Below are 24,874 nucleotides of genomic sequence, written 5' to 3'. Positions count from 1 at the left end.
GTGAGGAGCGGGCGGACGGTGCTGGTCACCGGCGGCTCCAGCGGACTGGGTGCGGCGGTGGTGGCGGCGGTGGCCGCCGCCGGTGGTCGGCCGCTGGTGCTGGATCGGCAGGCGCCGGCCCGGTCCCTGCTGGAGTGCGACCTGGCTGACAGCCGCCGCGCCGAGGCCGCCACCGCGAGCTGGCCGAGCGCGTGGGCGGGCTGGACGCCGTGGTCACCGCCGCCGGCATCGACGTGCCCGGCCGGCTCGCCGACGTGCCCGGTGAGACCTGGGACCGGATCGTCGCCGTGGACCTGCTGGCGACCGCCGCGGTGATCCGGGCCGCGCTACCGTTCCTGACCGCCTCCCGGGGCACCGTCGTGACGGTGGCCTCCACCCTCGGCATCAAGGCGGTAAGCGACGCGACGGCGTACTGTGCGGCGAAGTTCGGGGTGGTCGGCTTCACCCGGGCGCTCGCCGCCGAACTGGCCGGCACGGTCGGTGTCACGCTGCTCATCCCGGGTGGGATGCGGACGGCCTTCTTCGACGAACGCGATCCGCAGTACCGGCCGGGGTCGGACGCGGTCCTCAACGATCCGGCCGACACCGCCGCCGCCGTCATGTTCGCCCTGTCCCAGCCGGCCGGCTGCGCGATCCGCGAGATGGTGGTCTGCGCCGATCGGGAGACGTCGTACCCGTGATTTTGGCGCTGCGTGCCCTCGGCGTCGGTGACCTGGCCACGGCGGTCCCGGCGGTGCGGGCGTTGCGGGCGGCGTACCCGGACCAGCAACTGGTGCTCGCCGCGCCGGCCTGGCTGGGGCCGCTTGTCGAGTTGGTCGGCGGGGTGGACCGGCTGTTGCCCACCGATGGCCTGGACCGGCTGGCCCGGCCTGCCGGGCGGGTGGCGGTGGCGGTCAACCTGCACGGCCGGGGTCCGCGGTCGCACCGGCTGCTGGCCGCCGCCCGTCCCGGCCGGCTGATCGCCTTCGCCAACGCCGAGGCGCCGCACGCCGACGGGCCGCAGTGGGACGACGACGAGCACGAGGTGTCGCGCTGGTGCCGGCTGTTGCGCGAGTATGACATTGCGGCCGACCCGACTGATACCTGACCTGCGCCGGCTGGGTCCGAGCGCGGCAGGCGGGCTCACGGTGCTGCACCCCGCCTCCGAAGGAGCCGGCCAAGGGCTGGCCGGCCGCCCGGTGCGCGGCCCTGGCCCGGGAGCTGACCGGGCGGGGCACCGGGTGGTGCTGACCGGCAGCGCGTCGGAGCGGGACCTGGTCGCTCGGGTCGCGTACCGGGCCGGGTTGCCCACCGCCGCGGTGCTGGCCGGCCGGACGGACCTGGCCCAGCTCGCCGCGCTGATCGCCGGAGCGCGCCTGGTGGTCAGCGGGGGACACCGGGGTGGCGCATCTGGCCACCGGCTACCCACCCCGTCGGTGGTGCTGTTCGGTCCGGTCCCGCCGGCGCGCTGGGGCCCACCGCCGGAGCGCCGACGGCACCGGGCACTCTGGGCCGGCGCGCGGGCATGGCCGGAGTGGGACGGGGTAGGTGACCATCCCACGATGGTCGCCCTCGGCGTGGACGAGGTGCTGGCCGCGGTCGACGAGGTGGAACGGGTGGTGCGGGTGGACCGTGCGGTTGCGGCGTAGCGATCCGGGTCGGCCGGGATATCGGCGGCGTCGGCGGGGCCGGGGCTGGTCGTTCCTGGACCCGCGCGGCGAGCCGGTACGCGACCCCGACGAGTTGGCCCGGCTGCGCGCCCTCGTCATCCCGCCGGCCTGGCGGGACGTGTGGATCTCGCCGTACCCGAACGGGCACATCCAGGCCATCGGCGTCGACGCGGCCGGCCGGAAGCAGTACCTCTACCACCCGCTGTGGCGGCAGCGGCAGGACGAGGCGAAGTTCGACCACGTGCTGGAGGTGGCGGGCCGGCTGCCGCTGCTGCGCGAGCGGGTCGGCCACGACCTGACGGTACGCGGGCTGCGCCGCGAGCGGGTGCTGGCGACGGTGACCCGGCTGCTCGACATGGGCGCCTTCCGGGTGGGCAGCGACCAGTACGCCGCCGGCGAGGATCCGACGTTCGGCGTGGCGACCCTGCGCCCCGAGCACGCCCGGCTGCGCCAGGGGTGTGTGCTGTTCGAGTTCCCGGCCAAGGGTGGCATCGAGCAGGTCCGGCTGATCTCCGACCCGCAGTTGTGCCGGGTGCTCACCGACCTGCGTCGGCGGCGGCGGTCGGCCGACCGGTTGTTCGGTTACTGGGACGGCCGGCAGTGGCGGGACGTGCGCGCCGACGAGGTCAACGACTATCTCCGCGAGGCCAGCGGTGGCGAGATGACCGCGAAGGACTTCCGCACCTGGCACGCGACGGTACGGGCGGCGACGGAGTTGGCAGCACTGGCCTCCGCCCGTTCGGTGACCGCTCGCCGCCGGGCGGTGGCGGCGGTGATGCGACAGGTGGCGGAGTTGCTCGGCAACACGCCGACGGTGGCTCGCGCCTCGTACGTGGACCCGAGGGTGGTGGATCTCTTCCACGACGGGGTGGTCGCTCCGGTGACCGGGGCGACCTCGCCGGAGCAGGCCGAGCGGGCGGTGCTGACCCTGCTGGCGCGGACCTGACCGAGAGCGTCAACCACCGTCGGGCGGACCGGAACCGGACGGGTCGGTGGCCCGGGTCTCGATCATGGCTGCCACGCCGTCGAGGATCCGGCCCAGCCCGAACCGCCATTCGAGGTCGACGTCGTCGTCGTACTCGTCGCCCTCGGCCAGCAGTTCGTGGATCGCCGGGTAGGGGCCGGGCGCGGTGAGCACGGCGAGGTGCTGCCAGTAGCGCAGGCCCACCTCTTCCGGGGTCCGCCCGGTCCGGGCGGCGGCCTCGGCGATGTCGGCGGTGAGCGTGGCCCAGCTGCGGGCGTACCCGCTGACCAGCATGATCGCGGCGATCCGTTCGGAGGCGCGCAGGCCGGTGCCGCGCAGCGCGGCGAGCCCGTACTCCAGCCACCGCACCTGGTTGGGGTTGATCGGTGGGCCGGTGATCGGCACGTGCCGCATCCAGGGCTGCCGGCGCAGCGCGGCGACGTTGCCCTCACCCCATCGGGCCAGCGCCGGCCGCCAGCCCTCGTCGGCCCCGCGCGGGCGCGGTGGCGGGCCGTACGCGGTGTCCACCATCAGGTCGAGCAGGTCGTGCTTGGTGGGCACGTACCGGTACAGCGACATCGTGGCCACGCCGAGTTCGCCTGCCACCCGGCTCATCGACACCGCCGTCAACCCCTCGGCCTGCGCGATCTGGATGCCGGCGGCGACCACCTGGTCGAGGCTGAGGCTGCGCTTCGGGCCACGGCTCGGACGGTCACGCAGCCCCCAGGCGAGCGCGACGTTCTCGGGCAGCTCGATGTCTTCGCCCACTCCACCTCCCAGGCCGGCGTTGACCGCCAGCATATCTTCTGCGTATGGTCTACGCATAAGAGCGTATGAGGTACGCAGAATAGGGAGGGTGTTCATGGTGCATGGACCGCCAGCGGTCGAGCTGGTCGACCTGCGCAAGTCCTTCGGGAACCACGTCGTGCTCGACGGGCTGACCCTGCGGGTGCCCACCGGCGGGGTGCATGCCCTGCTCGGGCAGAACGGAGCCGGCAAGACCACCACGGTGCGCATCCTGGCGACGCTGACCCGACCGGATTCGGGTACCGCCCGGGTCGCCGGCCACGACGTGGTGCGCGAGCGGCGGCGGGTACGCCGGACGATCAGCCTCGCCGGCCAGCACGCGGCGCTCGACGACGGGCAGACCGGCGTGGAGAACCTGACCATGCTGGCCCGCCTCGCCGGGTCGAGCGCTCCGGCGGCCCGCGCCCGTGCCACTGCTCTGCTGGACCGTTTCGACCTGACCGACGCCGCCGGCCGGCGGGTGGTGACGTACTCCGGCGGGATGCGGCGACGCCTCGACCTGGCGGCCAGCCTGGTGGGCGCTCCGTCGGTGATCTTCCTTGACGAGCCGACCACCGGTCTCGACCCGCGCAGCCGGCAGGCGCTGTGGGAGGTGATCGGCGAGCTGGCCGGCGCCGGGGTGACGGTGCTGCTCACCACGCAGTACCTGGAGGAAGCCGACCGCCTGGCTGACCGGATCATGGTGCTGCACGGCGGCCGGCTCGCCGCCGAGGGGACGGCGGCCGAGCTCAAGCGCCGTTTCGGTGCCCAGCGGTTGGAGCTGACCTGGCGCGACGCTGCCGGGCTCGCCGAGGCGGCCCGGCGGTTGGGCGACCGGGTCACCCACCGCGAACCGGCCCGGCTGGCGTTGTCGGTGGCCACCGACGGCAGCGCCCCCCAGGTACGCGGCCTGCTCGACGAGGTCGATCCGGACCGGCACGGGGTGGTCCGGTTCACCGTCCGGGAGGCGACCCTCGACGACGTCTTCTTCACCCTCACCGGTCGGCCGGCGAGCCCCGAGCGGGAGGTGGCCGGTGTCTGAGCTGACCGTCCGGCCGACGCACGCCGCGGTGATGGTCGGCCGCTGTGTCCGGCTGTCCCGGCGCAACGTCGACGCGCTGCTCACCTCGCTGCTGCTGCCGGTGATCCTGATGCTGCTCTTCGTCTACCTCTTCGGCGGGGCGATCGAGACCGGTTCGGCGTACGTGACCTACGTGGTGCCCGGTGTGCTGCTGCTCTGCGCCGGTTTCGGCGCGGCCGGCACGGCGGTGAGCGTCACCACCGACCTGACCACCGGGATGATCGAGCGGCTACGCACGATGGACGTCGGTGCCACCTCGATTCTCGCCGGGCACGTGGTGGCGAGCGTGGCCCGCAACACCGTCTCCACGGTGCTGGTGCTGGGGGTGGCGGTGGCCATCGGGTTCCGGCCGGCCGTCGCGCCACTGCGCTGGTTGGCCGCCGCCGGGGTGCTGCTGCTGTTCCTGCTGGCGGTGTCCTGGCTGTCGGCGGCGTTCGGCCTGTTGGCCCGGACCCCGGAGGCGGCCAACGGATACACCTTCATCGTGATGTTCCTGCCGTATCCGAGCAGTGCCTTCGTACCGGTCGAGACCATGCCCAGCTGGCTGCGGGGCTTCGCCGAGCACCAGCCGGTCACCCCGGTCATCGAGTCGCTGCGCGGCCTCCTCCTGAACACCCCGGTCGGCACCGCACCCACCCGGGCGGCGCTCTGGTGCCTCGCCCTGCTAGCCCTCGCCGTACTCCTCTCCGCCCTCCTCTTCCCCCGCCGAATCGCCTAACCCCACCCCCCAATCCAACTAGTTGATCATGAGGTTGGCGGCAGTTTCTGAGATCAACACCGCCGCCAACCTCATGATCGACGGGGTTGGGGGTGGGGTGGGGTCAGTCGTTGAGGATTTGGGAGAGGCGGTCGCGGAAGCGGCGTTCGGAGGGGCTGACCTCGGTACCGCCCAGGCCGAGTACGCCGCCGGTGCTGGCGGCGCCGACGACCTGGTCGGCGATCTCCACCAGCCAGTGCCGGTACGCGCCCGCCTCGCCCTCGTCCACCTTGGCCGCCAGCAGCGCCGACGCCTCCTTGGCCCGGCCCAGCACGTCCTCGGCGTAGCCGCGCGGGTCCGCGGGCTCGATGACCGGCATCTCCTCACCGGCCTCCGGGTCGCCGACCCGGGTGACGATCTCGCCGGCCACCGCGGCCACCAGCGGACTGGCCGACTCCCGCCCGCCGGAGATGGTCTCCAGGCCGGCGGCGCCCTCGGCCATCGTCGCCTTGGTGCCGTCGGACTCGGCGGCGCTCGCCGCGGTGAGCACCGACTGCGGCAGCCCGACCAGCAGCCCCCACTCCTCGTCGGAGAAACCGAAACCGGTGTACGCCGGTTCTTCGATCACGACCCGCCCCTCCCGTTCGTCGTTCACGTCCTCGTCGCCCCGCACCGCCGGCGGCGGCCGGCTCAGGTTAGTCCAGGGTGAGCAGACCCTGTTCGGACACCACGCTGACCGACAGCGTCTTGTACCCGACCTCGTCGAACAGGACCGTCATCCGGTCCTCCTCGTAGCTGAGCACGAGGCCGGAGCCCCACTCGGCGTGTCGCACCTGGCTGTGCACCGGGAACGGGCCCACCGAACCGTCGTCGGGCACGCTGGTGCCGGCGTGACAGTTGTCGCAGTGCCCGCAGATCTCACTCATCTGCTCGCCGAAGTAGGCCAGCAACGTCTGCCCCCGGCAGGCGCTGGTCTCGGCGAAGGCCCGCATCATGTCGGTACGCGACCGGGTCAGGCTCTGCTGCCGCTCCGCCTCGGCCACCGCGGCCGCCGCCGCGTCGACCGGGGTGGGGGCGTAACGGGGTGCGCCGACCCGCTGTCCCGGCGCCTGCTGGGCGGCGCCGACCTGTTCCAGCAGGGCGAGGTACTGCCCGAGCTTGCGCGGGCCGAGCCCGGTCACCTCGCGCAGCTCCTTGCGGGTGGTCGGCTCGCGGCGCAGCAACGCGGCCAGGTCGCGCAGCTCGGTGGCGTCGGGCAGGCCACCGCTGAAGTAGCGTTGCAGCCCGACGTCCTCGGCCTGCCAGAGCAGCAGCACCCGGGCCGGCTGGCCGTCGCGGCCGGCCCGGCCGATCTCCTGGAAGTAGCTGTCCGGCGAGTCGGGCAGCGCCATGTGCACCACCCAGGCGATGTTCGGCTTGTCGATGCCCATGCCGAACGCCGAGGTCGCCACCATGATCGGCACCTGGTCGGCGAGGAACGCCTCGTGCAGCCGGGCGCGGGCGCTGGCCGGCATCCCGCCGTGGTAGTACTGCGCGGGAAAACCCGCGTCGGTCAGCCGGTCGGCCAGCTCCTCGGCGGCGCGGCGGGTGGGCACGTAGATGATGCCGGGCCGCTCGTCCTCACGCAGCAGGGCGATCAGCCGCCGCCACCGGTAGTCCTCGGTGGGGCAGTGCGCCACCTCGAAGAAGAGGTTGGGCCGGTCCAGGCCGGACACCACGATCTCGGGCTTGCGCAGCCGCAGCCGGCTGACGATGTCGTCGCGTACCGGCGGCGAGGCGGTCGCGGTCAGCGCGACCACCGGTGGTCGGCCGATGCCCTCGATCAGCTGCCCGAGGGCCAGGTAGTCCGGGCGGAAGTCGTGGCCCCAGGCGGAGATGCAGTGCGCCTCGTCGATCGCCACCAGCGCCGGCCTGAGGTCCCGGACCTCGGCCAGCCGGTCGGGGTTGGCCAGCTGTTCCGGGGTGATGAAGAGGAACTCGGCCCGCCCGTCGCGGATCTCGGCGATCGCCTCGGCCTGCTGGGCCGCGGTCTCGTCCGAGCTGATCCGGACCGCCCGCAGTTCCGCGCGCTGCCGCTCGTTGAGCGCGGCGATCTGGTCCTGCTGGAGCGCCAGCAGCGGGGAGATCACCACGGTCGGGCCGGGGATCAGGCTGGCCGGGATCTGGTAGATCGCCGACTTGCCGGCGCCGGTGGGCAGCACCACCAGGGCGTCGCGGCGGCGCATCACGGCCCGCATCGCGGCCAACTGGTTGGGCCGCAGGGCGGTCCAACCGAACAGGCTGCGCGCGGCACGGCGCAACGACATCGAGTGCGTGGTCAGTTTCATCGAAGGCCGCAGGTACCCGGGCGGCTCCGCGCCGAAACCCGGGTTGATCAACGTAGCCGGGGCAGCACCTCGCGCTGGTACAGGTCGAGCAGCCCCGACCAGTTCGGCCCGGTGTTGGCGACGTAGACCTCGTCGAATCCGGCCTTCGCGTACGCGTCGATCTTCGCCAGGTGGGCGTCGGCGTCGCTGCCGCAGACGAACGCCTCGCGCATCGCCTCCGGATCCACGAGCGTGGCGGCCTGCTCGAAGTGCCGCGGCGAGGGCAGGACCTGGAGCAGCTCGCCGGGGATCGCCTCGGTCGGCCAGCGCTCGTACGCCAGTCGCATGCCCTCCTCGACCGTGGGCGCGTACGCGGCCTTGAAACCGGCCTGGCAGGGCTTGTCGCCCCCGCCGTTGTCCCGGAACCGGCGCACCAGGTCGGCGTCGGGCATGGTGTTGACGAAACCGTCGCCGATCCGGGCGGCCAGATCCACGGCCTTGGGCCCGAACGCGGAGACGTAGATCGGCGGGGGAGCCTCCGGCAGCGTGTAGATCCGGGCGTGCTCCACCTGGTAGTGCCGGCCGTGATGGTTGACGAAACCACCGCGCCACAGCCTGCGCATCACCTCGACCGCCTCCTCCAGCATCTCCAGCCGGACGCCGGCCTGCGGCCACGCACCGCCGAGGATGTGCTCGTTGAGCGCCTCGCCGGAGCCCACCCCGAGGACGAACCGGCCGGAGTGCAGCACCGAGGTGGTCGCCGCGGCCTGGGCGAGCACCGCCGGGTGGATGCGTACGGTCGGGCAGGTGACGGCGGTGGTGACCGGCAGCCGGCAGACCTGGCTCAGCGCGCCGAGCATCGACCAGACGAAGGGACTCTGCCCCTGGGCGTCGATCCAGGGGTGGTAGTGATCGGAGATCCACAACGCCTCGAAGCCGGCCCGCTCGGCGGCCCGGGCCTGGTCGAGCAGTTCGGCCGGCGTGTACTCCTCGGTGGACAGGAAATATCCGATCTTCATTGCTTCCCCCTCGCCCCACTGATGCCTGTGGGGCAGGCGGTACCCCGGCGGGCGCCGGTCACACCCGCCGCGGTGGCTCAGCGGCGGAACATCGCGCGGATGGCGACAAGCAGCAGCAGACCGCCCACCACCAGGCCGAGCAGGCGTACGCCGGGGATGTCGGCCGGGCTCGTCGCGTCGGCCAGCAGCACGGGGTCCATACCCGCACTGTCGCGGTGCAGCGCTCCCAAGGCAACTGTAAGGTTTATTGACTATTGGGGTGGCGCGGTGTGACCATGTCTGAACCGCCGGCCGGCGGGAGTCCACGGCGGAACACGCGGGGGTACAGCGCCGAATGAGCGAGCGGCAGCGTACGAATCATCAACTCAGCGAGCGGGTCGAGCGCAACGGAAACCTGGCGTCCCTGGCGGCCGCGGTCCTGCAGCCCGGTTTCGTCGGCACCGTCCCACCCGCCTGGATCTGCCGCTGGCTCGGCGACGGGCTCGGCTCGGTGGTGCTGTTCAGCCGCAACGTCGTCGATCCCGGGCAGGTGGCCGCGCTGACCGCCGCGCTGCGGGCGGAGCGGCCGGACGTGATCGTCGCCATCGACGAGGAGGCCGGCGACGTCACCCGCATCGAGTCCGGTCTGGGCAGCTCCCGCCCGGGCAACCTGGCACTCGGCGCGGTCGACGACCCGGCTCTCACCGAGGAGGTGGCCCGCGACCTCGGCGCGGAACTCGCCGCCGCCGGGATCACCCTCAACTACGCGCCCGACGCGGACGTGAACTCCAACCCGGACAACCCGGTGATCGGCGTCCGGTCGTTCGGCGCGGAGCCGTCGCTGGTCGCCCGGCACACCACCGCCTGGGTACGCGGCCTGCAGTCCGGCGGCGTCGCCGCCTGCGCGAAGCACTTTCCCGGCCACGGCGACACCCGCGTCGACTCCCATCACGACCTGCCCCGGATCGACGCCGACCGGGACCGGCTGCACGCCGTCGAGCTGGCCCCGTTCCGGGCCGCCGTGGCGGCGGGCGTCCAGGCGGTGATGACCGGGCATCTGCTGGTGCCGGCCCTGGATCCGGACCTGCCGGCCACCCTGAGCGCCCGCATACTGGGTGGCCTGCTGCGCGAGGAGATGGGCTTCGACGGCGTGGTGGTGACCGACGCGGTGGAGATGGGCGCGGTCGCTGACCGCTACGGTTTCGCCGGTGCGGCCGTGCGTGCCCTGGCCGCCGGTGCGGACGCGATCTGTGTCGGCGGCGAGCACGCCGACGAGGAGACGGCCCGGCACCTGCGCGACGCCATCGTCGACGCGGTCGTCGCCGGGGAGCTACCTGAGGAGCGGCTCGCCGAGGCGGCCAAGCGGATCGGCCAACTCGCCGCCTGGACGGTGGCGGCCCGTGCCGGCCGTCCCGCCGGCCCGACCGGCGGCTCAGCTGTCGGGTTGGTCGCGGCGCGACGTGCCGTGCGGGTCACCACCAGCGACGCCACGACCGTCTCGTTGCCGCTGCACGGCCCGGCGCACGTGGTGGAGTTCCAGCCGCCGCACAACATCGCGATCGGATCGGCGACTCCCTGGGGAGTGGCCGCGCCGCTGGCCGCCCTCGTGCCGGGCACCACGAGCGTCCGACACGTCGAGCAGTCGGCGCCGACCGACCCGGCCGCCGGTGCCGTCGGCCGGCCGCTGGTGCTGGTCGTGCGCGACCTGCACCGGCACGCCTGGATGCGGGCCGCGGTCGATCGGGCGCTGACCGCCCGCCCCGACGCGGTGGTCGTCGAACTCGGGGTGCCCGCGCTGGTCACCGGGGCGGTGCACATCGCCACCCACGGCGCCACCCGGGCCGCCGGTCGGGCCGCGGCCGAGCTGCTCGCCGGCGGCGCGGTCAGTCCGGGCTGGTGACCAGGTCGGCGTACTCCCGGTGGCGTTCGATGAAGGCGGCCATGAACGGGCAACGCGGCACCACCCGCTGCCCCTGCGCGCGGACCTGATCGAGGGTGCCGCGCATCAGCGCCGAGCCGACGCCCATGTTCTGGAAGGCCGAGTCGACCTCGGTGTGCGTGAAGATCAGCACCTGGTCGCGGGGCAGGTAGGCGGTGAAGCCGGCCAGCGCGTCGTCGACCAGGATCTCGTAGCGGTGTTTGGCGGGATTGTCCTCGACCAGCATGCTCACTCCTGCATTGTCCACCGCCGGTCGGCCCGCCCGGTCGGTTCGCCGGTGTCTCGTACGCTTGACGGCGTGACGAACCGATCCCTCGCCGGTAAGACTCCGCCCACTACCACCCGCCTCACCGGCCTGCTGGCCGGTCTCGCGCTCGGCGCGGCCCTGCTGGCCGGTTGCAGCTCCGAGGGGGCCAGCACCGACTGCGGCCTGGACGCCTGCACGGTGACCTTCGACCGGGGCGTGGACGCCCGGGCCAACATTCTCGGCGTCGAGGCTCGTCTGGTCGAGACGCAGGACGACGTGGCCACCATCGAGGTCGGCGGCGAACAGCTGTCCCTCACGGTCGGCCAGCAGGCGGCCGACGTCGGTGGCCTCGCGGTCACCCTGGACAGCGTCACCGACAGCGAGGTGAAGGTCCGCATCGCGCGTAACGGCGGCTGATGATGTTCGGGCGGCGGCCAGCACGTTTGGAAATCTTCGCGTTCGGAGATTGAGGCGCCATGTCTCTTACCCGGAACGCCGAAGCCACCGCCGCCCGTACGGCCGACAGCCGGTGGCTGGAACTCCTCGCCCGGGCCGGTTTCATCGGCTACGGGATCGTGCACCTGCTGTTCGGCTGGCTGGCGCTGCAGATCGCGTTCGGCAACTCGTCCAACGACGGCGACCAGTCCGGCGCGCTGCGTACCCTCGCCGCGCAACCCATGGGTCAGTTCCTGGTCATTGCCATCGCCGTGGGCATGCTCGCCATGGCGATCTGGCAGGCCCTCGAAGCGGCCGTCGGGCACCGCACCGAGCGGGGCAACGACCGGCTCAAGGAACGGATCGTCTCCGCCGCCCGTACGCTGATCTACCTCTGGCTGGCCTGGACCGCCTGGAAGGTCTTCTCCGACGCCAACTCCGACAGCGCCTCCCAGCAGCAGGGCCTGACCGCCCGGCTGATGGAGTCCACCGGGGGTCGCTGGCTGGTCGGCCTCGCCGGCCTGGTGCTGATGGGCATCGGCATCGGCATGGCGATCTACGGCCTCAAGAAGAAGTTCATGAAGCGGCTGAAGACCGGCGAGATGAGCGCCAAGACCCGGCAGCTCGCCCGTCGGCTCGGTATGGCCGGCTACGCCTCCCGGGGTGTCGCCTTCGCCGTGACCGGTCTGCTGGTCATACTGGCCGCGGTGAACTACGACCCGGAGAAGGCCCGTGGTCTGGACGCCGCGCTGCGGACCCTGCGTGAACAGGCGTTCGGCACCATCCTGCTGACCCTCATCGCGCTGGGCATCGCCGCCTTCGGCGTCTACTGCTTCCTCCAGTCCCGCTACCGCAAGGTATGACCTTCTCCTCCCCGGCCACCCCCGCGGTGGCCGAGGCCGGCGATCCAGGGCACCATTGCCCCTTTGCCGGATCTTGATTGCCCGCACGCCGGACACCACCACCGGGATCGCCGTCGGGCCGGAAGGAGAAGCAACACGTGCACAGCTACCTCGTGACGGTCGTCGCCGCGCTCGCCGCGGCGGCGATCGCTCTTGCCGTGGTCGAGGTGGTGCACCGCCTCACCCGTCGCTGGGGCCGCAAATCACTGCTGCTGACCGAGTTGACCCAGCACGCGCACCGCTCGTTCCAGGTCGCCGCCACCGTGCTCGCCGTGCAGTTCGCCGTCCGGTTCAGCACCGGGTACGCGATCGGCACCGGCTGGCGCCAGGCCCTGCTGCACCTGCTGGTGCTGGCCATCATCGCCACCGCGGCCTGGCTGGTCGCCTCGCTGCTCGTGGTGGTCGAGGACACCGCGCTCGCCCGGTTCCGGGTGGACGTGCCGGACAACCGGCACGCCCGGCGGGTACGCACCCAGGTGGTGATGCTGCGCCGGGTGACGATAGTGGTGATCGTCGTCATCACCCTCGGCGTGATGCTGATGACCTTCCCCGCCGTGCGGGGCATCGGTGCCGGCGTGCTCACCAGTGCCGGTGTGGTCGGTGTGGTCGCCGCCCTGGCCGCGCAGAGCCTGCTGGGCAACGTCTTCGCCGGCCTGCAACTGGCCTTCAGCGACGCGGTACGCCTCGACGACGTGGTGGTGGTCGAGGGGGAGTGGGGTCGGATCGAGGAGCTGACCCTCAGCTACGTGGTGGTCCAGGTCTGGGACGACCGGCGGTTGATCCTGCCGACCTCCTACTTCACCAGCAAGCCGTTCCAGAACTGGACCCGGACCGAGGCGAAGGTCCTGGGCACGGCCGAGTTCGAGGTCGACTGGTCGATCCCGGTACAGGCCATGCGGGAGGAGCTGCGCCGGCTGGTCGAGAGCACCGAGCTGTGGGACGGCCGGGTCTGTGTCCTCCAGGTCACCGACGCGACCGGCGGGACGATCAAGGTTCGCGCGCTGGTGAGCGCCAGCAACGCGGGCGCACTGTGGGACCTGCGCTGCCTCGTGCGGGAACACCTGGTCGCCTGGGTACGCGACCACCGGCCCACCGCGATGCCCCGCCTGCGTACCGAGGTCGGCGACGGCGGCAGCGACCTGGCGTGGCAGTGGATCCAGCCGCGGCACTCGACGCGCCGTCGGGCCGAGGCCGAGGTGCCCGACGACGCCCGGCTCTTCGGTGGCAGCGACGACGGCCACGCCCGCAACGAGGCGTTCGTCGGCCCCGACGAGACGGTCGAGGCTCGGAAGCCCGCCGAACCTCGCCGCTGACCACCTCGTTATCCACTCGGATGCGCAGGTTTGGCGCGGCGTCCGGTGGGGACGTGCTGCCCGACGCTTCTGCCCCCTTTTTCGGGAACAGGATTGACGAGCGGCGACTCCGGGCATACAGCGCGGTGATGACGAGAGGGGGACAGCATGGCTGACGTGGCGAACGCCCGTACGTCCCACAACGGGCGGATATCCCACAACGGGACGGAGCCGTCCACCGCCGAACTGGTCCAGCGGGCGACCGAGCAGGTCTCGCGCCTGGTTCGGGACGAACTCACGCTGGCCCGCGCCGAGCTGACCGAGAAGGGCAAGCAGGCCGGCATCGGTGTCGGGCTGTTCGCCGGGGGCGGCGCCCTCGCCTTCTTCGGCCTGGGGGCGCTGGTGACCGCCGCGATCCTCCTGCTGGCCCTGGTGCTGCCGGCGTGGGCTGCCGCGCTGATCGTGGCGGTGGTCCTGTTCCTGGTCGCCGGCGTGCTGGCGTTGATCGGCAAGCGCCGGGTCAGCCGTGCGGTCCCGCCGGTGCCCGAGGCGACCGTGCGCAGCCTACGGGCCGACGTCGACGTGGTCAGCGCCGCCGTGAAGGACAGGGGACGGGCATGACAGGTAACGGTACGGGTGACACGGAGGCGCTGCGGGAGGAGATCCGGCGTACCCGCGTCGAGTTGGGCGAGACGATGGAGGCGCTGGCCGCCAAGGCCGACGTGAAGAAGCGACTGAAGTCCTCGGCGGACCAGGCGCGGGAGCGGGTACGCGAGCAGGCTGCGATGACGGTCGCCCGGGTACGCGCCCAGGCCGGCCTGAACCACCAGCAGGGTCCGAGCCGCCAGGGACCCGCGCCGTTCGTCGCGCTCGCGGCCGGTGCGCTCGCCGCCGCCGTGGTGTTGATGATCATCAGAGGGAGGCGTGCGTGAGCAAGGGAATCGGCAGGGCCGCCTACAAGCCGGTCGGCGTGCTGATGGGCTTCGCCGCCGGCGCGATCGCGGGCGCGGTCTTCCGGCAGGTGTGGAAGATGACCGCCGGTGACGGTGAGGCGCCGAACCCGACGGACGAGGACCGTCGCTGGGGGGAGATCCTCGCGGCGGCCGCCTTGCAGGGCGCCATCTTCTCGGTCGTCCGGGCGGCGGTGGATCGGGGCGGTGCGGTCGGCGTCCGTCGGCTGACCGGTAGTTGGCCGGACTGAAGGTCCGTCTCGAGGCCCTCTCATCGGTTGCCGGTGAGGGGGCCTTTCGCGTTGCCCCACCGCCTCCGCCCGACGGATTCGACGCATCCGTCAGGTCACATGTCGGAGAATTTCGTCGGCTAGGCTCTGCACAGTTTTTGCGTACGTGGTTAAGCTGTTCCACGCTGTTGAGAGACGGCGTGGGTTGAGAGAAGTCTCCTTCACCGGGGGCCGCCTCAGACACCGCTGCTCGAAAACGGCCAACCGGCCGCACGGTGTGCTCGGCCGCCAGTTTTAGAAGGAGATACACATGGCGCAGGGAACCGTGAAGTGGTTCAACGCTGACAAGGGCTTCGGCTTCATCACCGTCGACGGCGGGGGTGCTGACGTGTTCGTCCACTTCTCGGCCATCCAGACCAGCGGCTACCGCACGCTGGAGGAGAACCAGCGGGTGGAGTTCGAGATCGCCCAGGGCCAGAAGGGTCCGCAGGCCGAGCAGGTCCGCCCCCTCTGAGGCACCGGTCGGCGACCGTCGGCCAGTGGCGAGGCAGTCCCCGAATCAGTGCGAAGCCCCGCGTCCCATCGGACGCGGGGCTTTCCGCATCGTCGCCGCAGGTGCCTCAGCGGCGGTCGCGGGCGCGGACACCGAGCCAGAGCAGAGCCAACCCGACCAGTACCAGCAGCGGCCCGAGTACCGCCCAGATCCGCTGGCCGGTCATCACGCTGCCCTCGACGTAACCGAGTCCCTGCACCGTCCACACCGCACCCACCACCACGGCCAGCAGACCGAGCGTGAGCCGGAGCCATCCGGTCATCACCGTCTGCCGCCGCTGTGGCTCGCCACCCGGCCGTGCGTCGCCGGGCGCCGCGGGCGGCCCACCACCGGCCGGCCCGCCGTCGAACGGGCGGTCGCCGGGCCCACCGCTCACCATCGGTGGTGCACCTGGGGGCGGATCAGGTCGTCGTAGACCGCCGCCACCTCGGCCAGTTCCCCAGGGGACAGTGGGGCCTGGCCAGCCACTGCGGCGTTGCCGCGGGCCTGGATGGCGTCGCGGGCACCCGGAATGACCACGGTGACGCCCGGTTGGTCGAGCACCCAGCGCAGCGCGAACTGGGCCATGGTGCGGTCCGCGCCCACCAGCGGGGCGATCCGCCGCACCGCGGCCAGGCCGGTGGTGAAGTCCACCCCGGAGAAGGTCTCGCCGACGTCGAACGCCTCCCCGTGCCGGTTGTAGTTGCGGTGATCGTCGGCGGCGAACGTGGTGTGCTCGTCGTAGCGGCCGGAGAGCAGGCCACTGGCCAGCGGGACGCGGGCGATGATGCCGACCCCGGCGGCCGAGGCGGCCGGCAGCACCCGTTCGAGCGGCTTGTGACGCAGCGCGTTGAGGATGATCTGCACGCTGGCCACCCCGGGGCGGGCGATCGCGGTGAGCGCCTCGTCGCAGGTCTCCACGCTGACGCCGTACGCGGCGATCCGCTTCTCGGCCACCAGGGTGTCGAGGGTGTCGAAGACCTCGTCGGTGCCGAAGACGGCCGTCGGCGGGCAGTGCAGCTGCACCAGGTCCAGTGTGTCCACGCCCAGGTTCGTCCGGGACCGGTCGGTCCACCGGCGGAAGTTGTCCAGGGTGTACACCTCGGACGTCTGCGCCACCCGCCGGCCCATCTTGGTCGCCACGGTCAGCCCGGCGTCGGGGCGTGCCGCCAGGAAGCGTCCGATCAGCTGTTCGCTGCGCCCGTCGCCGTAGACGTCGGCGGTGTCCAGGAAGGTGACCCCGGCGTCGACCGCGGCGGTCAGCACCGCCATCGCGTCGTCCTCGGTGACCGTGCCCCAATCGGCGCCGAGCTGCCAGGCGCCGAGCCCGACCACGCCGACCTGGCGATCCATGCGGGGGAACGTGCGTTGCTCCATACGGTGAGCCTAGTGACCCGGCTTGCCTCGGCGGTGGCCGGGCCGTACGGTAAACAAGACGGACGTACGGTTTGCGAGAGGTGGGCGTGGTCATGTGGGATCCGACGGCGTACCTACGCTACGGCGACGAGCGCTCCCGGCCCTTCCACGACCTGCTGGCCCGGGTGGCGGCCGACCGTCCCCGACGGGTTGTCGACCTCGGCTGCGGACCCGGCACCCTGACCGCAGTGCTCGCGGCCCGCTGGCCGGACAGCCGTGTGGTCGGCCTGGACTCGTCGCCGGAGATGATCTCGCGGGCCGCCACGCTGGACGTCCCGGCCCGCTTCGAGGTGGCGGACGTGCGCGACTGGCGTCCCGAGCCGGACACCGACGTGGTGGTCAGCAACGCGGTGCTCCAGTGGGTGCCCGGCCACCGGGACCTGCTCGTCCGCTGGGCCACCGAGCTGCCGGCCGGTGCCTGGCTGGCGGTGCAGGTGCCGGGCAACGTCGACGCGCCCTCACACCGGGCGCTGCGCGAGGTCGCCGGTCGGCCACCGTGGCGGGCGGCGTTGACCCCGCTGCTCGACGAAGCACCGGTCGCCGAACCTGTCGACTACGCCGGGTCCCTGGTCGCCGCGGGCTGCACCGTCGACGCCTGGGAGACTACCTACGTGCACCTGCTGGCGGCCGGTCCCGATTCGGACCACCCCGTGCTGACCTGGCTGGAGGGCACCGCCCTGCGCCCGGTCCGGGCGGCACTGGACGCCGCCGGCTGGTCCGCCTTCCGGGCCGCGCTGGCGGTACGCCTCGCCGAGGCGTACCCGGTGCGGCATGGCCAGGTGTACTTCCCGTTCCGACGGATCTTCGTCGTCGCCCGTACCGGTTCCGCCCAGGAGAACTCGTGACCGACCTGCGTACCTTCATCGCCGGACTGCCCAAGGTGGAGCTGCACGTGCACCACGTCGGCTCCGCCTCGCCCCGCATCGTGGCCGAGCTGGCCGCCCGGCACGAGGGACGCAGCCCCGTCCCGGCGGACCCCCAGCTGCTGGCCGACTACTTCGTCTTCCGCGACTTCGCCCACTTCATCGAGTTGTACCTCAGCGTGGTGGACCTGGTCCGTGACCCGGACGACGTCTGGATCCTCACCCACGAGGTGGCCCGGGAGTTGGCCCGCCAGCAGGTGCGCTACGCCGAACTGACCGTGACGCCCTACTCGCACGTGCACCGCGGCATCCCGGCACCGGCGTTCTGCGAGGCGATCGAGGACGCCCGTAAGCGGGCCGCCGCCGACTTCGGCATCGAGCTGCGCTGGTGCTTCGACATTCCCGGCGAGGCCGGCCTGCCGGCGGCCGAGGAGACGCTGCGGATCGCGCTCGACGAACGCCCCGACGGGCTGGTCAGCTTCGGCCTCGGCGGCCCGGAGATCGGCGTGCCGAGGCCGCAGTTCAAGCCCTACTTCGACCAGGCTCGCGCAGCCGGGCTGCGGTCGGTGCCGCACGCCGGTGAGACCACCGGTCCGCAGACGATCTGGGACGCCCTGCGCGAGCTGGGCGCGGAACGCATCGGCCATGGCATCTCCGCCGCGCAGGACCCGGACCTGCTCGCGTACCTGGCCGAGCGGCGGATCGCGTTGGAGGTCTGCCCGACGTCGAACGTGCGTACCCGGGCGGTGGCCCACATCGACGAGCATCCGTTGCGCCGGCTGGTCGACGCCGGGGTCCTGGTGACCATCAACTCCGACGATCCGCCGATGTTCGGCACCACCCTCGACGACGAGTACGCGGTCGCCGCCCGGCTGCTCGACACCGGCCCGGACGGGGTGGCCGAGCTGGCCCGCAACGCGGTGACCGCGTCCTTCCTCGACGAGACCGGCAGGCGGCGGATCCTGGCGGAGATCGACACCTATCTCGCCGACCGGCGCGGCTGACGCCGTCGCCCGGGTGCACCGGCCAGGTGGCGCGCGGCGGGAGGAGGTGTGGGGGGACCGTGTCTCCCGCCGCGCGCACGGCTCCACCGGCCGACGGCGCTGGGAGCGACAGGCCGGTGGAACTGCTGGGTTCGCCAGCGATCCTGTCAGCCGGGACCGGTCGGGTGGAACGGGGTTAATTCGGATCTAAGGAAGACTTGCGCCCTCGCACAGCCCGAAGCGACCGGCCCGCACTCCGGAGTGTCTGACCGTCAGCGGTCCGTCGGGCGCTGTCGGGGCCAGCGGCGGCCACCGGCCTTCTGCTCCCGGCCCTCCCGGGCCATCCGGCCCACCAGACCGAACCGGCTGACCTGGCGCGGCGTCGCCTCCGGGTCGGCCAGCAGCATCACCACACTCGCCCCGCCCAGGTGCGCCCGGTCGATGCTGACCGAGCCGTTGGCCTGCAACGCCACCCGCTTGGCGATGTCCAGCCCCAGGCCGGTGGAGCCCTGGTCGCTGGCGCCGCGCCGCAGCGCCCGATCCGGGTTGGCGATACCGGGGCCGGCGTCGTCGATCCGGATGGCCACGTAGCCGTCGCGTCGCGACACCGCCACCTCGAACGCGGTGCCCTGCGGGGTGTACCGGAACACGTTGCCGATCACGGCATCCAGGGCGGCGGCCAGTTCGGCCCGGGGAACCGGCGCGGGGATCCGCAACTGGGCACCGGAGACCCGGTGCGGGCGGTTCTGGTCACCGGCGAGGGCGGCCCAGAACACCATCCGATCCCGGACCACCTCGCTCACGTCGCACGTCGCCGGTGGCGCGGCCTCGGTCGCCACCGCCTTGCGGGTGGTCTTGATCAGGACATCGATCTCACCCTCCAGGGTGACGATCGCCTGCCGGATCCGCCGGATGCCACGCCGGTAGTCCAGCTCGGCCTGACTGAACGAGCCGACACTCGTGTCGTCGGACTCCAGTGCCTCGGCGTCGAGCCGCAGCACGGTCAACGGGGTACGCAGCCGGTGGGACAGATCCGCCACCAGCTCCCGCTCCTCGGTGCGCGCCGCCACCAACCGTTGCGCCATCCGGTTGAACGCGTGGCCGGCCTCGACCAGCTCGCGTGGGCCGTTCGGCTCGACCCGCACGCCCAGGTCGCCGTCGCCGATTGCGAGCGCCGCCTTGACCAGGGCCCGGCTCGCGTCGGCCGCCCGGGCGGCGAGCCGGTCCACCACGAGCATCGCGGCACCCACGAGCGCGACGGCCACCCCGATCAGCAGCCACCACCGGCCACCACCGGCGTCGAGCGCGGCGTCCGGCACGAAGACCTCGACCACGGCGGTCCGCTCGCCCAGCACCACCGGATCGAGCCGGAGCACCCCGCCGTCGATGTCGACGACGAGCGACCGGCCCTGCTCCCGGGCCTGCGCCAGCTGCGCCGCGTCGGCTCGTCCGGTGGTGGAGTCCACGCCGAGCCCGTGCACGACGGGCCGGGTTGCCGGGTCGCCGCCGCTGGCCTCGATCGCCCGGGTGACGACCTCCGCGTCGGTGCTGATCGCCAGGGCCCCGGTCACCAGCGCACTGCGCCGGGCCGCGTCGGCGATCGCCTCCTCGCGTGCCTGCCCGCCGAGGGTCAGCCCGAGCGGCACGAGGAAGGCCAGCGCCAGCAGGGTGCCCACGCCGGCCGTCAACAGGGCCAGCGCCGGTCTCAGTCCGGCGCCACCAGCCGGAAGCCCACCCCCCGCACGGTGCGCAGGTAGCGCGGCTTCGCCGCGGACTCGCCCATTTTGCGCCGTAGCCAGTACAGGTGAACGTCGATGGTCTGATCCTCGCCGACCGATGGCTGCCGCCATACCTCCTCCAAGAGCTCCCGCCGGGACACTACCCGGCCAGGACGGGCGGCGAGATACGCCAGCAGGTCGAATTCCTTGCGGGTCAGCGCCAGCGCCGCACCGTCGAGGTGGGCACTGCGCTCGCCGACGTCCACCCGCAGCCCACCCACGCTGTGCACGGCCGGCTGGGTGGAGCGGCTGGCCCGGCCCGCGCGGCGCAGCACCGTGGTGATCCGGGCGTCCAGGTGCGCGCCGGTGAACGGCTTGATCATGTAGTCGTCGGCACCCGCTCGCAGCAGCTTGACCACGGACTGCTCGTCGTCGCGGGCGGTCGCGATGATGATCGGCACGTCGGTGATGCCCCGGAGCATCCGCAGCGCGTCCGAGCCGTCCAGATCCGGCAGGCCGAGGTCGAGCACCACCAGGTCCGGCGTCTCGGCGGCGACCCGGCGCAACGCGTCCAGCGCGGTGCCGACCGCGTGTACCGCGTGACCCCGGTCGGTGAGGGAACGAAGCATCGCGCCGCGTACGACGTGATCGTCTTCGACCAGGAGGACGGTGGCCACCCAAGCACGGTACTCGGGGCGGCAAGTGCGCCGTGATTGCGCCCACCCCGGGTACCGGTCAAGCTGGTGTGACCATGACGTTCACCCTCTATCCGGACACCCGCCTGGCCCTCGCGCGGGACAGCCTCGTCGGCCTGTCGGTCGGCGACGCCCTCGGCTCGCAGTTCTTCGTTCCCGGCCGGCACCTCGCCGACCTGACCGCCGACCGGCTCCCGCCACCGCCCTGGCAGTGGACCGACGACACCGAGATGGCCTGCTCGGTGCTGGCCCAGCTGGCCGAGGCGGGCCGGATCGACCGGGACGCGCTGGCGCTCGACTTCGCCGAACGCTGCGAGCCGTACCGTGGCTACGGAGCGGGAGCGGTGCGCATCCTGCGCCTGATCCGGACCGGCACCCCGTGGCCGGTCGCCGCCGCGTCCGCGTTCGACGGGCAGGGCTCCTGCGGCAACGGCGCGGCGATGCGGGTCGCCCCGTTGGGCGCGTACTTCGCCGACTCGACCAGCCGGGTGGTCGAGTCGGCACAGGCGTCGGCCGAGGTGACCCACGCCCACCCGGAGGGGATCGCCGGTGCGGTGGCGGTCGCGGTGGCCGCCGCCCGAGCCGTCCGGGCCCGACTGGACGGGGACCGGCCGGACCCGGGTCGCCTGCTCGCCGGCGTCGCCGCCGCCGTGGACCCGGCGACCGAGGTGCACCGGGGCGTACGCCGGGCGGCGGAGTTGCCCGGCCGGCCGCTGCCGGAGGTGGTGGACGCGCTCGGCAACGGCTCCCGCGTCACCGCGCAGGACACCGTCGCCTTCACGTGCTGGGTCGCCGCCACCCACCTGACGACTATCCGGCCGCGGTACGCGCCTGTGTCGAGGCGGGCGGCGACGGGACACCACCGCGGCCATCGTCGGCGGATCGTCGCCGCGTACACCGGGGTGGCCACCGAGCGTGGGTGCCCGCCGACTGGCTGGCCGCCCGGGAGCCGCTACCCGACTGGGCCGGCTGACCCAAACCCGCCGCGCCCGCCGCTCAGCGGGCCGGCTGACGGACCCGCCGGCGCCCGCCGCTCAGCGCCGCGCGCCCGCCTCGACCACGTCGGAACCGGCACCTCGGGCGTACCTGCCGCACCGGAGGCGTCCGCCCGTCGCCGGGCGTCCTGACCTCGACCGTTCCGGCTGCCGGCCGCTCGCCGGGCCGCTCCTCGTCGAGCACCGAGCGGTCGATCTCCTCGGTGGCGGCGCGGCGTCGGCGGCTGATCAGCCAACCCACCACCGCGCCGCCGCCGAGGCCGGCGACCAGCCCGGCGGCGAGCAGGCTGTTCGCGTTCGGGCCGCCGCCGGAGGTGGCGGTGGTGGGCGGCGCCTCGACGGGCGCCGCGCCGCCGGGGGCGCGCCGTGCCCGCCGTGGGCGCCCGGGTAGGCCGGGTCACCGGGCACCAGCGTGAGCGCCGGCAGCGGACGCTGGCCGGGACCGGCACCCCAGCGCACCTGGAGACCGTCGGCGTACGTCTGCACCAGCTCGAAGGTCAGCCGTTCGGTCTGCGGCAGCGGGGCCATCGAGAACACCAGCCGAGCCGGGCCCTCGCCCGCCTGGCCCTTCGCCCGCGACCAGATCAGCGAGGCGGTCACCACGTCGGTGGCCGGGCCGTGCATGCCGGACACCGGCCGGTCCAGCTTCCGGGTGGTGATCGTCGGCGCCCAGCCCTCGACCGACAGCGGATACACCTCGGCGATCGGCGGATCCTCGGGAATCGTGATCTCGATCTTCTCGGTACGGACACCGGGCCGTTCGTCGGGCACCACGAATTCGAGCTTCACCGCGTTGCCCTGCTGTGCCTCGGTCGGGGTGAAGGTCACCCCGTCGGCCCACGCCGTGGCGGGCCAGAGCAGCACCACGGCCGTGGCCAGGGCGGCCACCAGCGCGCCCCGGCGTCGACGGCTCGGGCCGTGCGTCATCGCCATCTGGGTTCCCATCCGTGTCCACGCGGCCGGAACCGGCTCCGGCCACACCCGGTAGTTCGGATCCGGGGCCGGAAAGGTTCAACGGTGGCGGGAATCGGCTGCCGTCGGTGTCGACGGCGGTGGCGTCCCGGGCGCCCGATAGCATCAGTGAGCCGACATCGGCACCATCCGTCACGTCTGCTGCGAGGAGTCATCCGTGTCCGCACCCCGTACCCCCGCCGTGGCCGACCCCGTCGTCGTCGCCGCCGGGACCACGGCGGCCGACGCGGTGGCCGCGGCCGGGCTGCCCACCAACGGCCCCCGGGCGACCGTGGTGGTCCGCGACCCGCACGGCGTGCTGCGCGACCTGGACTGGCGACCGGCCGAGGAGACGACCGTCGAGCCGGTCGCGCTGGACTCCCCGGACGGGCTGAACGTGCTGCGCCACTCCACGGCCCACGTGCTGGCCCAGGCCGTGCAGGACATCTTCCCGCAGGCGAAGCTCGGCATCGGCCCGCCGATCGACAACGGCTTCTACTACGACTTCGCGGTGGACAAGCCGTTCCAGCCCGACGACCTGGGCAAGCTCGAGAAGCGGATGCAGGAAATCATCAAGTCGGGGCAACGGTTCCGGCGTCGCCGCTTCGACAGCCTGGACGAGGCGAAGACCGAGCTGGCGGCCGAGCCGTTCAAGCTGGAGCTGATCGACGTCAAGGGCGAGGGACTGGACTCCTCCGAGGTGATGGAGGTCGGCGGCGGTGAGCTGACCATCTACGACAACCTCGCCGCCGACGAGGACAAGGTCTGCTGGTCGGACCTGTGCCGGGGGCCGCACCTGCCCAACACCCGGCTGATCGGCGCGTTCAAGCTGATGCGCTCGGCCGCCGCGTACTGGCGGGGGTCGGAGAAGAACCCGCAGTTGCAGCGCGTGTACGGCACCGCGTGGCCGACCCGCGACGGGTTGAAGGCGTACCTGAAGCTGCTGGAGGAGGCCGCCCGGCGCGACCACCGCAAGCTCGGCGCGGACCTGGACCTGTTCAGCTTCCCCGACGAGATCGGCTCGGGCCTCGCGGTCTTCCACCCCAAGGGCGGCATCATCCGCCGGGAGCTGGAGGACTACTCGCGTCGCCGCCACGAGGAGGCGGGGTACGAGTTCGTCAACAGCCCGCACATCACCAAGGCGCAGCTCTTCGAGACCTCCGGGCACTTGCCGTACTACGCCGACACGATGTTCCCGCCCATGCAGTTGGAGGGCGCGGAGTACTACCTCAAGGCGATGAACTGCCCGATGCACAACCTGATCTTCCGGTCGCGCGGACGGTCCTACCGAGAACTGCCGCTACGGCTGTTCGAGTTCGGCACCGTCTACCGGTACGAGAAGTCGGGTGTCGTGCACGGCCTCACCCGGGTACGCGGTCTGACCCAGGACGACTCGCACATCTACTGCACCCGGGAGCAGATGCCCGGCGAGCTGACCACCCTGCTGTCGTTCGTGCTGGACCTGCTGCGCGACTACGGCCTGGACGACTTCTACCTGGAGCTGTCCACCCGCGACGACTCGCCGAAGTTCATCGGCTCGGACGACGACTGGGCCGAGGCCACCGAGGCGCTGCGCACCGCCGCCGAGACCTCCGGCCTGCAACTGGTGCCGGACCCGGGCGGCGCCGCCTTCTACGGTCCGAAGATCTCGGTGCAGGCCAAGGACGCCATCGGCCGGACCTGGCAGATGTCCACCATCCAGGTCGACTTCAACCAGCCGGAGCGGTTCGGCCTGGAGTACCAGGCCGCCGACGGCACCCGACAGCGACCGGTCATGATCCACCGGGCCCTCTTCGGTTCGATCGAACGGTTCTTCGGCGTGCTCACCGAGCACTACGCGGGAGCGTTCCCGGCCTGGCTGGCTCCGGTGCAGGTGGTCGGCATCCCGATCCGCGACGACCACGCCGACTACCTGCACGGCTTCGTCGCCGCGCTGCGCGCGGAGGGGATCCGGGCCCAGGTGGACGCCGGTGACGAGCGGATGCAGAAGAAGATCCGCACCGCGCAGCAGCAGAAGATCCCGTTCATGGTGATCGCCGGCGACGACGACGTGGCCGCCGGCACCGTCTCGTTCCGTTACCGGGACGGCTCCCAGCGCAACGGGGTACCGCTGGCCGAGGCGGTCACCCACGTCCTGGACGTGGTCACCTCCCGGACCAACACCGGCCCCTCCGCCGAGATGTGACGGCCGGTCAGGGCCGTAGGATCGCCGGTGTGACTGGGGCGGAGGAGCACACCGACAGGG

28 protein-coding genes and 2 pseudogenes are annotated in these 24,874 nt (G+C 72.6%); 18 read left to right on the top strand and 12 right to left on the bottom strand.

The window, feature by feature from the left end; genetic code table 11:
* The 4 genes and pseudogenes from ENC19_RS00935 (at position 1) to ENC19_RS00920 (ending at position 2,595) form a co-directional block, all read left to right on the top strand.
* Positions 1-680, top strand: a pseudogene (locus ENC19_RS00935) (SDR family oxidoreductase).
* Entirely contained in the window at positions 677-1,087 is a 411-nt protein-coding gene (locus ENC19_RS00930) for a glycosyltransferase family 9 protein (RefSeq protein ID WP_164445259.1), read from the top strand. The pseudogene ENC19_RS00935 and the gene ENC19_RS00930 overlap by 4 nt, the downstream one beginning before the upstream one ends.
* A 40-nt stretch (positions 1,088-1,127) precedes the next feature.
* Complete coding sequence (locus ENC19_RS00925; RefSeq protein ID WP_164445258.1) at positions 1,128-1,628, top strand: glycosyltransferase family 9 protein; 501 nt, start codon at positions 1,128-1,130, stop codon at positions 1,626-1,628.
* Positions 1,612-2,595: a DNA topoisomerase IB gene (locus tag ENC19_RS00920; protein WP_164445257.1), complete on the top strand. Its 984-nt coding sequence runs from the start codon at positions 1,612-1,614 to the stop codon at positions 2,593-2,595. The genes ENC19_RS00925 and ENC19_RS00920 overlap by 17 nt, the downstream gene beginning before the upstream one ends.
* 9 nt (positions 2,596-2,604) lie before the next feature.
* On the opposite strand, the gene ENC19_RS00915 is transcribed toward ENC19_RS00920, so the two are convergent.
* Positions 2,605-3,381 (bottom strand): TetR/AcrR family transcriptional regulator, encoded by a 777-nt coding sequence (locus ENC19_RS00915; RefSeq protein WP_281601558.1) that lies wholly within the window; start codon positions 3,379-3,381, stop codon positions 2,605-2,607.
* A gap of 94 nt (positions 3,382-3,475) precedes the next feature.
* On the opposite strand from ENC19_RS00915, the gene ENC19_RS00910 reads away from it, so the two are divergent.
* The gene (locus ENC19_RS00910) at positions 3,476-4,441 is read left to right on the top strand and encodes an ATP-binding cassette domain-containing protein (RefSeq protein ID WP_166457976.1); all 966 of its coding nucleotides are present in this window, start codon (positions 3,476-3,478) and stop codon (positions 4,439-4,441) included.
* The gene (locus tag ENC19_RS00905; protein ID WP_216592538.1) at positions 4,434-5,198 is read left to right on the top strand and encodes an ABC transporter permease; all 765 of its coding nucleotides are present in this window, start codon (positions 4,434-4,436) and stop codon (positions 5,196-5,198) included. The genes ENC19_RS00910 and ENC19_RS00905 overlap by 8 nt, the downstream gene beginning before the upstream one ends.
* Before the next feature lie 103 nt (positions 5,199-5,301).
* On the opposite strand, the gene ENC19_RS00900 is transcribed toward ENC19_RS00905, so the two are convergent.
* The 4 genes from ENC19_RS00900 to ENC19_RS30840 all read right to left on the bottom strand — a co-directional run bounded on the left by ENC19_RS00900 (position 5,302) and on the right by ENC19_RS30840 (position 8,702).
* The gene (locus ENC19_RS00900; protein WP_164445934.1) at positions 5,302-5,805 is read right to left on the bottom strand and encodes a hypothetical protein; all 504 of its coding nucleotides are present in this window, start codon (positions 5,803-5,805) and stop codon (positions 5,302-5,304) included.
* A 67-nt stretch (positions 5,806-5,872) separates the two neighbouring features.
* Positions 5,873-7,504 (bottom strand): RecQ family ATP-dependent DNA helicase, encoded by a 1,632-nt coding sequence (locus ENC19_RS00895; RefSeq protein WP_164445255.1) that lies wholly within the window; start codon positions 7,502-7,504, stop codon positions 5,873-5,875.
* Between the two features lie 47 nt (positions 7,505-7,551).
* Positions 7,552-8,502, bottom strand: a complete 951-nt coding sequence (locus ENC19_RS00890; RefSeq protein WP_164445254.1) for a TIGR03557 family F420-dependent LLM class oxidoreductase — start codon at positions 8,500-8,502, stop codon at positions 7,552-7,554.
* Positions 8,503-8,579: 77 nt separating this feature from the next.
* On the bottom strand, positions 8,580-8,702 hold the full coding sequence (locus tag ENC19_RS30840; RefSeq protein WP_268967958.1) for a hypothetical protein: 123 nt from the start codon (positions 8,700-8,702) through the stop codon (positions 8,580-8,582).
* A gap of 134 nt (positions 8,703-8,836) precedes the next feature.
* Between ENC19_RS30840 and ENC19_RS00885 the strand changes: the two genes are divergently transcribed.
* Positions 8,837-10,381, top strand: a complete 1,545-nt coding sequence (locus ENC19_RS00885) for a glycoside hydrolase family 3 protein (RefSeq protein ID WP_164445253.1) — start codon at positions 8,837-8,839, stop codon at positions 10,379-10,381.
* Here ENC19_RS00885 and ENC19_RS00880 read toward each other — a convergent pair.
* Positions 10,365-10,646, bottom strand: a complete 282-nt coding sequence (locus ENC19_RS00880; protein WP_166457974.1) for a GNAT family N-acetyltransferase — start codon at positions 10,644-10,646, stop codon at positions 10,365-10,367. The two genes, ENC19_RS00885 and ENC19_RS00880, sit on opposite strands and share 17 nt — an antisense overlap.
* Before the next feature lie 72 nt (positions 10,647-10,718).
* On the opposite strand from ENC19_RS00880, the gene ENC19_RS00875 reads away from it, so the two are divergent.
* The 7 genes from ENC19_RS00875 to ENC19_RS00845 all read left to right on the top strand — a co-directional run bounded on the left by ENC19_RS00875 (position 10,719) and on the right by ENC19_RS00845 (position 14,990).
* Positions 10,719-11,084, top strand: a complete 366-nt coding sequence (locus tag ENC19_RS00875) for a hypothetical protein (RefSeq protein WP_164445251.1) — start codon at positions 10,719-10,721, stop codon at positions 11,082-11,084.
* A 59-nt stretch (positions 11,085-11,143) separates the two neighbouring features.
* Positions 11,144-11,965, top strand: a complete 822-nt coding sequence (locus ENC19_RS00870) for a DUF1206 domain-containing protein (protein ID WP_164445250.1) — start codon at positions 11,144-11,146, stop codon at positions 11,963-11,965.
* Between the two features lie 137 nt (positions 11,966-12,102).
* Complete coding sequence (locus ENC19_RS00865; protein WP_164445249.1) at positions 12,103-13,317, top strand: mechanosensitive ion channel family protein; 1,215 nt, start codon at positions 12,103-12,105, stop codon at positions 13,315-13,317.
* 147 nt (positions 13,318-13,464) lie between these two features.
* Positions 13,465-13,917, top strand: a complete 453-nt coding sequence (locus tag ENC19_RS00860; protein ID WP_164445248.1) for a phage holin family protein — start codon at positions 13,465-13,467, stop codon at positions 13,915-13,917.
* Positions 13,914-14,228: a DUF3618 domain-containing protein gene (locus ENC19_RS00855; protein WP_164445247.1), complete on the top strand. Its 315-nt coding sequence runs from the start codon at positions 13,914-13,916 to the stop codon at positions 14,226-14,228. The genes ENC19_RS00860 and ENC19_RS00855 overlap by 4 nt, the downstream gene beginning before the upstream one ends.
* A complete protein-coding gene (locus tag ENC19_RS00850; protein WP_164445246.1) occupies positions 14,225-14,497 on the top strand; it encodes a DUF4235 domain-containing protein in 273 nt (90 codons plus the stop codon). Before ENC19_RS00855 ends, ENC19_RS00850 begins: the two co-directional genes overlap by 4 nt.
* A 289-nt stretch (positions 14,498-14,786) precedes the next feature.
* Positions 14,787-14,990 (top strand): cold-shock protein, encoded by a 204-nt coding sequence (locus tag ENC19_RS00845; RefSeq protein WP_011905669.1) that lies wholly within the window; start codon positions 14,787-14,789, stop codon positions 14,988-14,990.
* Positions 14,991-15,096: 106 nt separating this feature from the next.
* On the opposite strand, the gene ENC19_RS00840 is transcribed toward ENC19_RS00845, so the two are convergent.
* Both ENC19_RS00840 and ENC19_RS00835 read right to left on the bottom strand, forming a co-directional pair.
* A complete protein-coding gene (locus tag ENC19_RS00840) occupies positions 15,097-15,291 on the bottom strand; it encodes a hypothetical protein (protein WP_164445933.1) in 195 nt (64 codons plus the stop codon).
* A 110-nt stretch (positions 15,292-15,401) separates the two neighbouring features.
* Entirely contained in the window at positions 15,402-16,385 is a 984-nt protein-coding gene (locus tag ENC19_RS00835; protein ID WP_164445245.1) for an aldo/keto reductase, read from the bottom strand.
* 92 nt (positions 16,386-16,477) lie between these two features.
* Here ENC19_RS00835 and ENC19_RS00830 point away from each other — a divergent pair, with 92 nt between their 5' ends.
* Together ENC19_RS00830 and ENC19_RS00825 are read left to right on the top strand one after the other, a co-directional pair.
* Entirely contained in the window at positions 16,478-17,269 is a 792-nt protein-coding gene (locus ENC19_RS00830) for a trans-aconitate 2-methyltransferase (protein ID WP_164445244.1), read from the top strand.
* The gene (locus ENC19_RS00825; protein ID WP_164445243.1) at positions 17,266-18,291 is read left to right on the top strand and encodes an adenosine deaminase; all 1,026 of its coding nucleotides are present in this window, start codon (positions 17,266-17,268) and stop codon (positions 18,289-18,291) included. Before ENC19_RS00830 ends, ENC19_RS00825 begins: the two co-directional genes overlap by 4 nt.
* A 251-nt stretch (positions 18,292-18,542) precedes the next feature.
* On the opposite strand, the gene ENC19_RS00820 is transcribed toward ENC19_RS00825, so the two are convergent.
* A complete protein-coding gene (locus ENC19_RS00820; RefSeq protein WP_166457880.1) occupies positions 18,543-19,958 on the bottom strand; it encodes a HAMP domain-containing sensor histidine kinase in 1,416 nt (471 codons plus the stop codon).
* Positions 19,959-19,975: 17 nt separating this feature from the next.
* Positions 19,976-20,665: a response regulator transcription factor gene (locus ENC19_RS00815; protein ID WP_164445242.1), complete on the bottom strand. Its 690-nt coding sequence runs from the start codon at positions 20,663-20,665 to the stop codon at positions 19,976-19,978.
* A 74-nt stretch (positions 20,666-20,739) separates the two neighbouring features.
* Between ENC19_RS00815 and ENC19_RS00810 the strand changes: the two are divergent.
* A pseudogene (locus tag ENC19_RS00810) lies at positions 20,740-21,656 on the top strand (ADP-ribosylglycohydrolase family protein).
* 23 nt (positions 21,657-21,679) lie between these two features.
* On the opposite strand, the gene ENC19_RS00805 reads toward ENC19_RS00810, so the two are convergent.
* The gene (locus tag ENC19_RS00805; protein WP_164445241.1) at positions 21,680-21,922 is read right to left on the bottom strand and encodes a hypothetical protein; all 243 of its coding nucleotides are present in this window, start codon (positions 21,920-21,922) and stop codon (positions 21,680-21,682) included.
* Positions 21,907-22,611: a DUF1775 domain-containing protein gene (locus ENC19_RS00800; RefSeq protein ID WP_164445240.1), complete on the bottom strand. Its 705-nt coding sequence runs from the start codon at positions 22,609-22,611 to the stop codon at positions 21,907-21,909. Before ENC19_RS00800 ends, ENC19_RS00805 begins: the two co-directional genes overlap by 16 nt.
* 196 nt (positions 22,612-22,807) lie before the next feature.
* Between ENC19_RS00800 and thrS the strand changes: the two genes are divergently transcribed.
* Positions 22,808-24,814: a threonine--tRNA ligase gene (gene thrS, locus ENC19_RS00795; RefSeq protein ID WP_164445239.1), complete on the top strand. Its 2,007-nt coding sequence runs from the start codon at positions 22,808-22,810 to the stop codon at positions 24,812-24,814.
* Positions 24,815-24,874 lie beyond the last annotated feature (60 nt).

This window comes from Verrucosispora sioxanthis, assembly GCF_010560025.1.
GTDB classification, from domain to species: Bacteria; Actinomycetota; Actinomycetes; order Mycobacteriales; family Micromonosporaceae; genus Micromonospora; species Micromonospora palythoicola.
Note: the sequence above shows the minus strand (reverse complement) of the source record. Positions and strands in the feature narration are given on the sequence as shown.

What these genes read in the sequence shown, in the direction of transcription:
- ENC19_RS00910 (WP_166457976.1), top strand. Translation starts at nt 3,476, where the DNA reads ATGGTGCATGGACCGCCAGCGGTCGAGCTGGTCGACCTGCGCAAGTCC.
- ENC19_RS00895 (WP_164445255.1), bottom strand. Translation starts at nt 7,504, where the DNA reads ATGAAACTGACCACGCACTCGATGTCGTTGCGCCGTGCCGCGCGCAGC.
- ENC19_RS00890 (WP_164445254.1), bottom strand. Translation starts at nt 8,502, where the DNA reads ATGAAGATCGGATATTTCCTGTCCACCGAGGAGTACACGCCGGCCGAA.
- ENC19_RS30840 (WP_268967958.1), bottom strand. Translation starts at nt 8,702, where the DNA reads ATGGACCCCGTGCTGCTGGCCGACGCGACGAGCCCGGCCGACATCCCC.
- ENC19_RS00885 (WP_164445253.1), top strand. Translation starts at nt 8,837, where the DNA reads ATGAGCGAGCGGCAGCGTACGAATCATCAACTCAGCGAGCGGGTCGAG.
- ENC19_RS00880 (WP_166457974.1), bottom strand. Translation starts at nt 10,646, where the DNA reads ATGCTGGTCGAGGACAATCCCGCCAAACACCGCTACGAGATCCTGGTC.
- ENC19_RS00870 (WP_164445250.1), top strand. Translation starts at nt 11,144, where the DNA reads ATGTCTCTTACCCGGAACGCCGAAGCCACCGCCGCCCGTACGGCCGAC.
- ENC19_RS00860 (WP_164445248.1), top strand. Translation starts at nt 13,465, where the DNA reads ATGGCTGACGTGGCGAACGCCCGTACGTCCCACAACGGGCGGATATCC.
- ENC19_RS00855 (WP_164445247.1), top strand. Translation starts at nt 13,914, where the DNA reads ATGACAGGTAACGGTACGGGTGACACGGAGGCGCTGCGGGAGGAGATC.
- ENC19_RS00845 (WP_011905669.1), top strand. Translation starts at nt 14,787, where the DNA reads ATGGCGCAGGGAACCGTGAAGTGGTTCAACGCTGACAAGGGCTTCGGC.
- ENC19_RS00840 (WP_164445933.1), bottom strand. Translation starts at nt 15,291, where the DNA reads ATGACCGGATGGCTCCGGCTCACGCTCGGTCTGCTGGCCGTGGTGGTG.
- ENC19_RS00835 (WP_164445245.1), bottom strand. Translation starts at nt 16,385, where the DNA reads ATGGAGCAACGCACGTTCCCCCGCATGGATCGCCAGGTCGGCGTGGTC.
- ENC19_RS00830 (WP_164445244.1), top strand. Translation starts at nt 16,478, where the DNA reads ATGTGGGATCCGACGGCGTACCTACGCTACGGCGACGAGCGCTCCCGG.
- ENC19_RS00800 (WP_164445240.1), bottom strand. Translation starts at nt 22,611, where the DNA reads ATGGCGATGACGCACGGCCCGAGCCGTCGACGCCGGGGCGCGCTGGTG.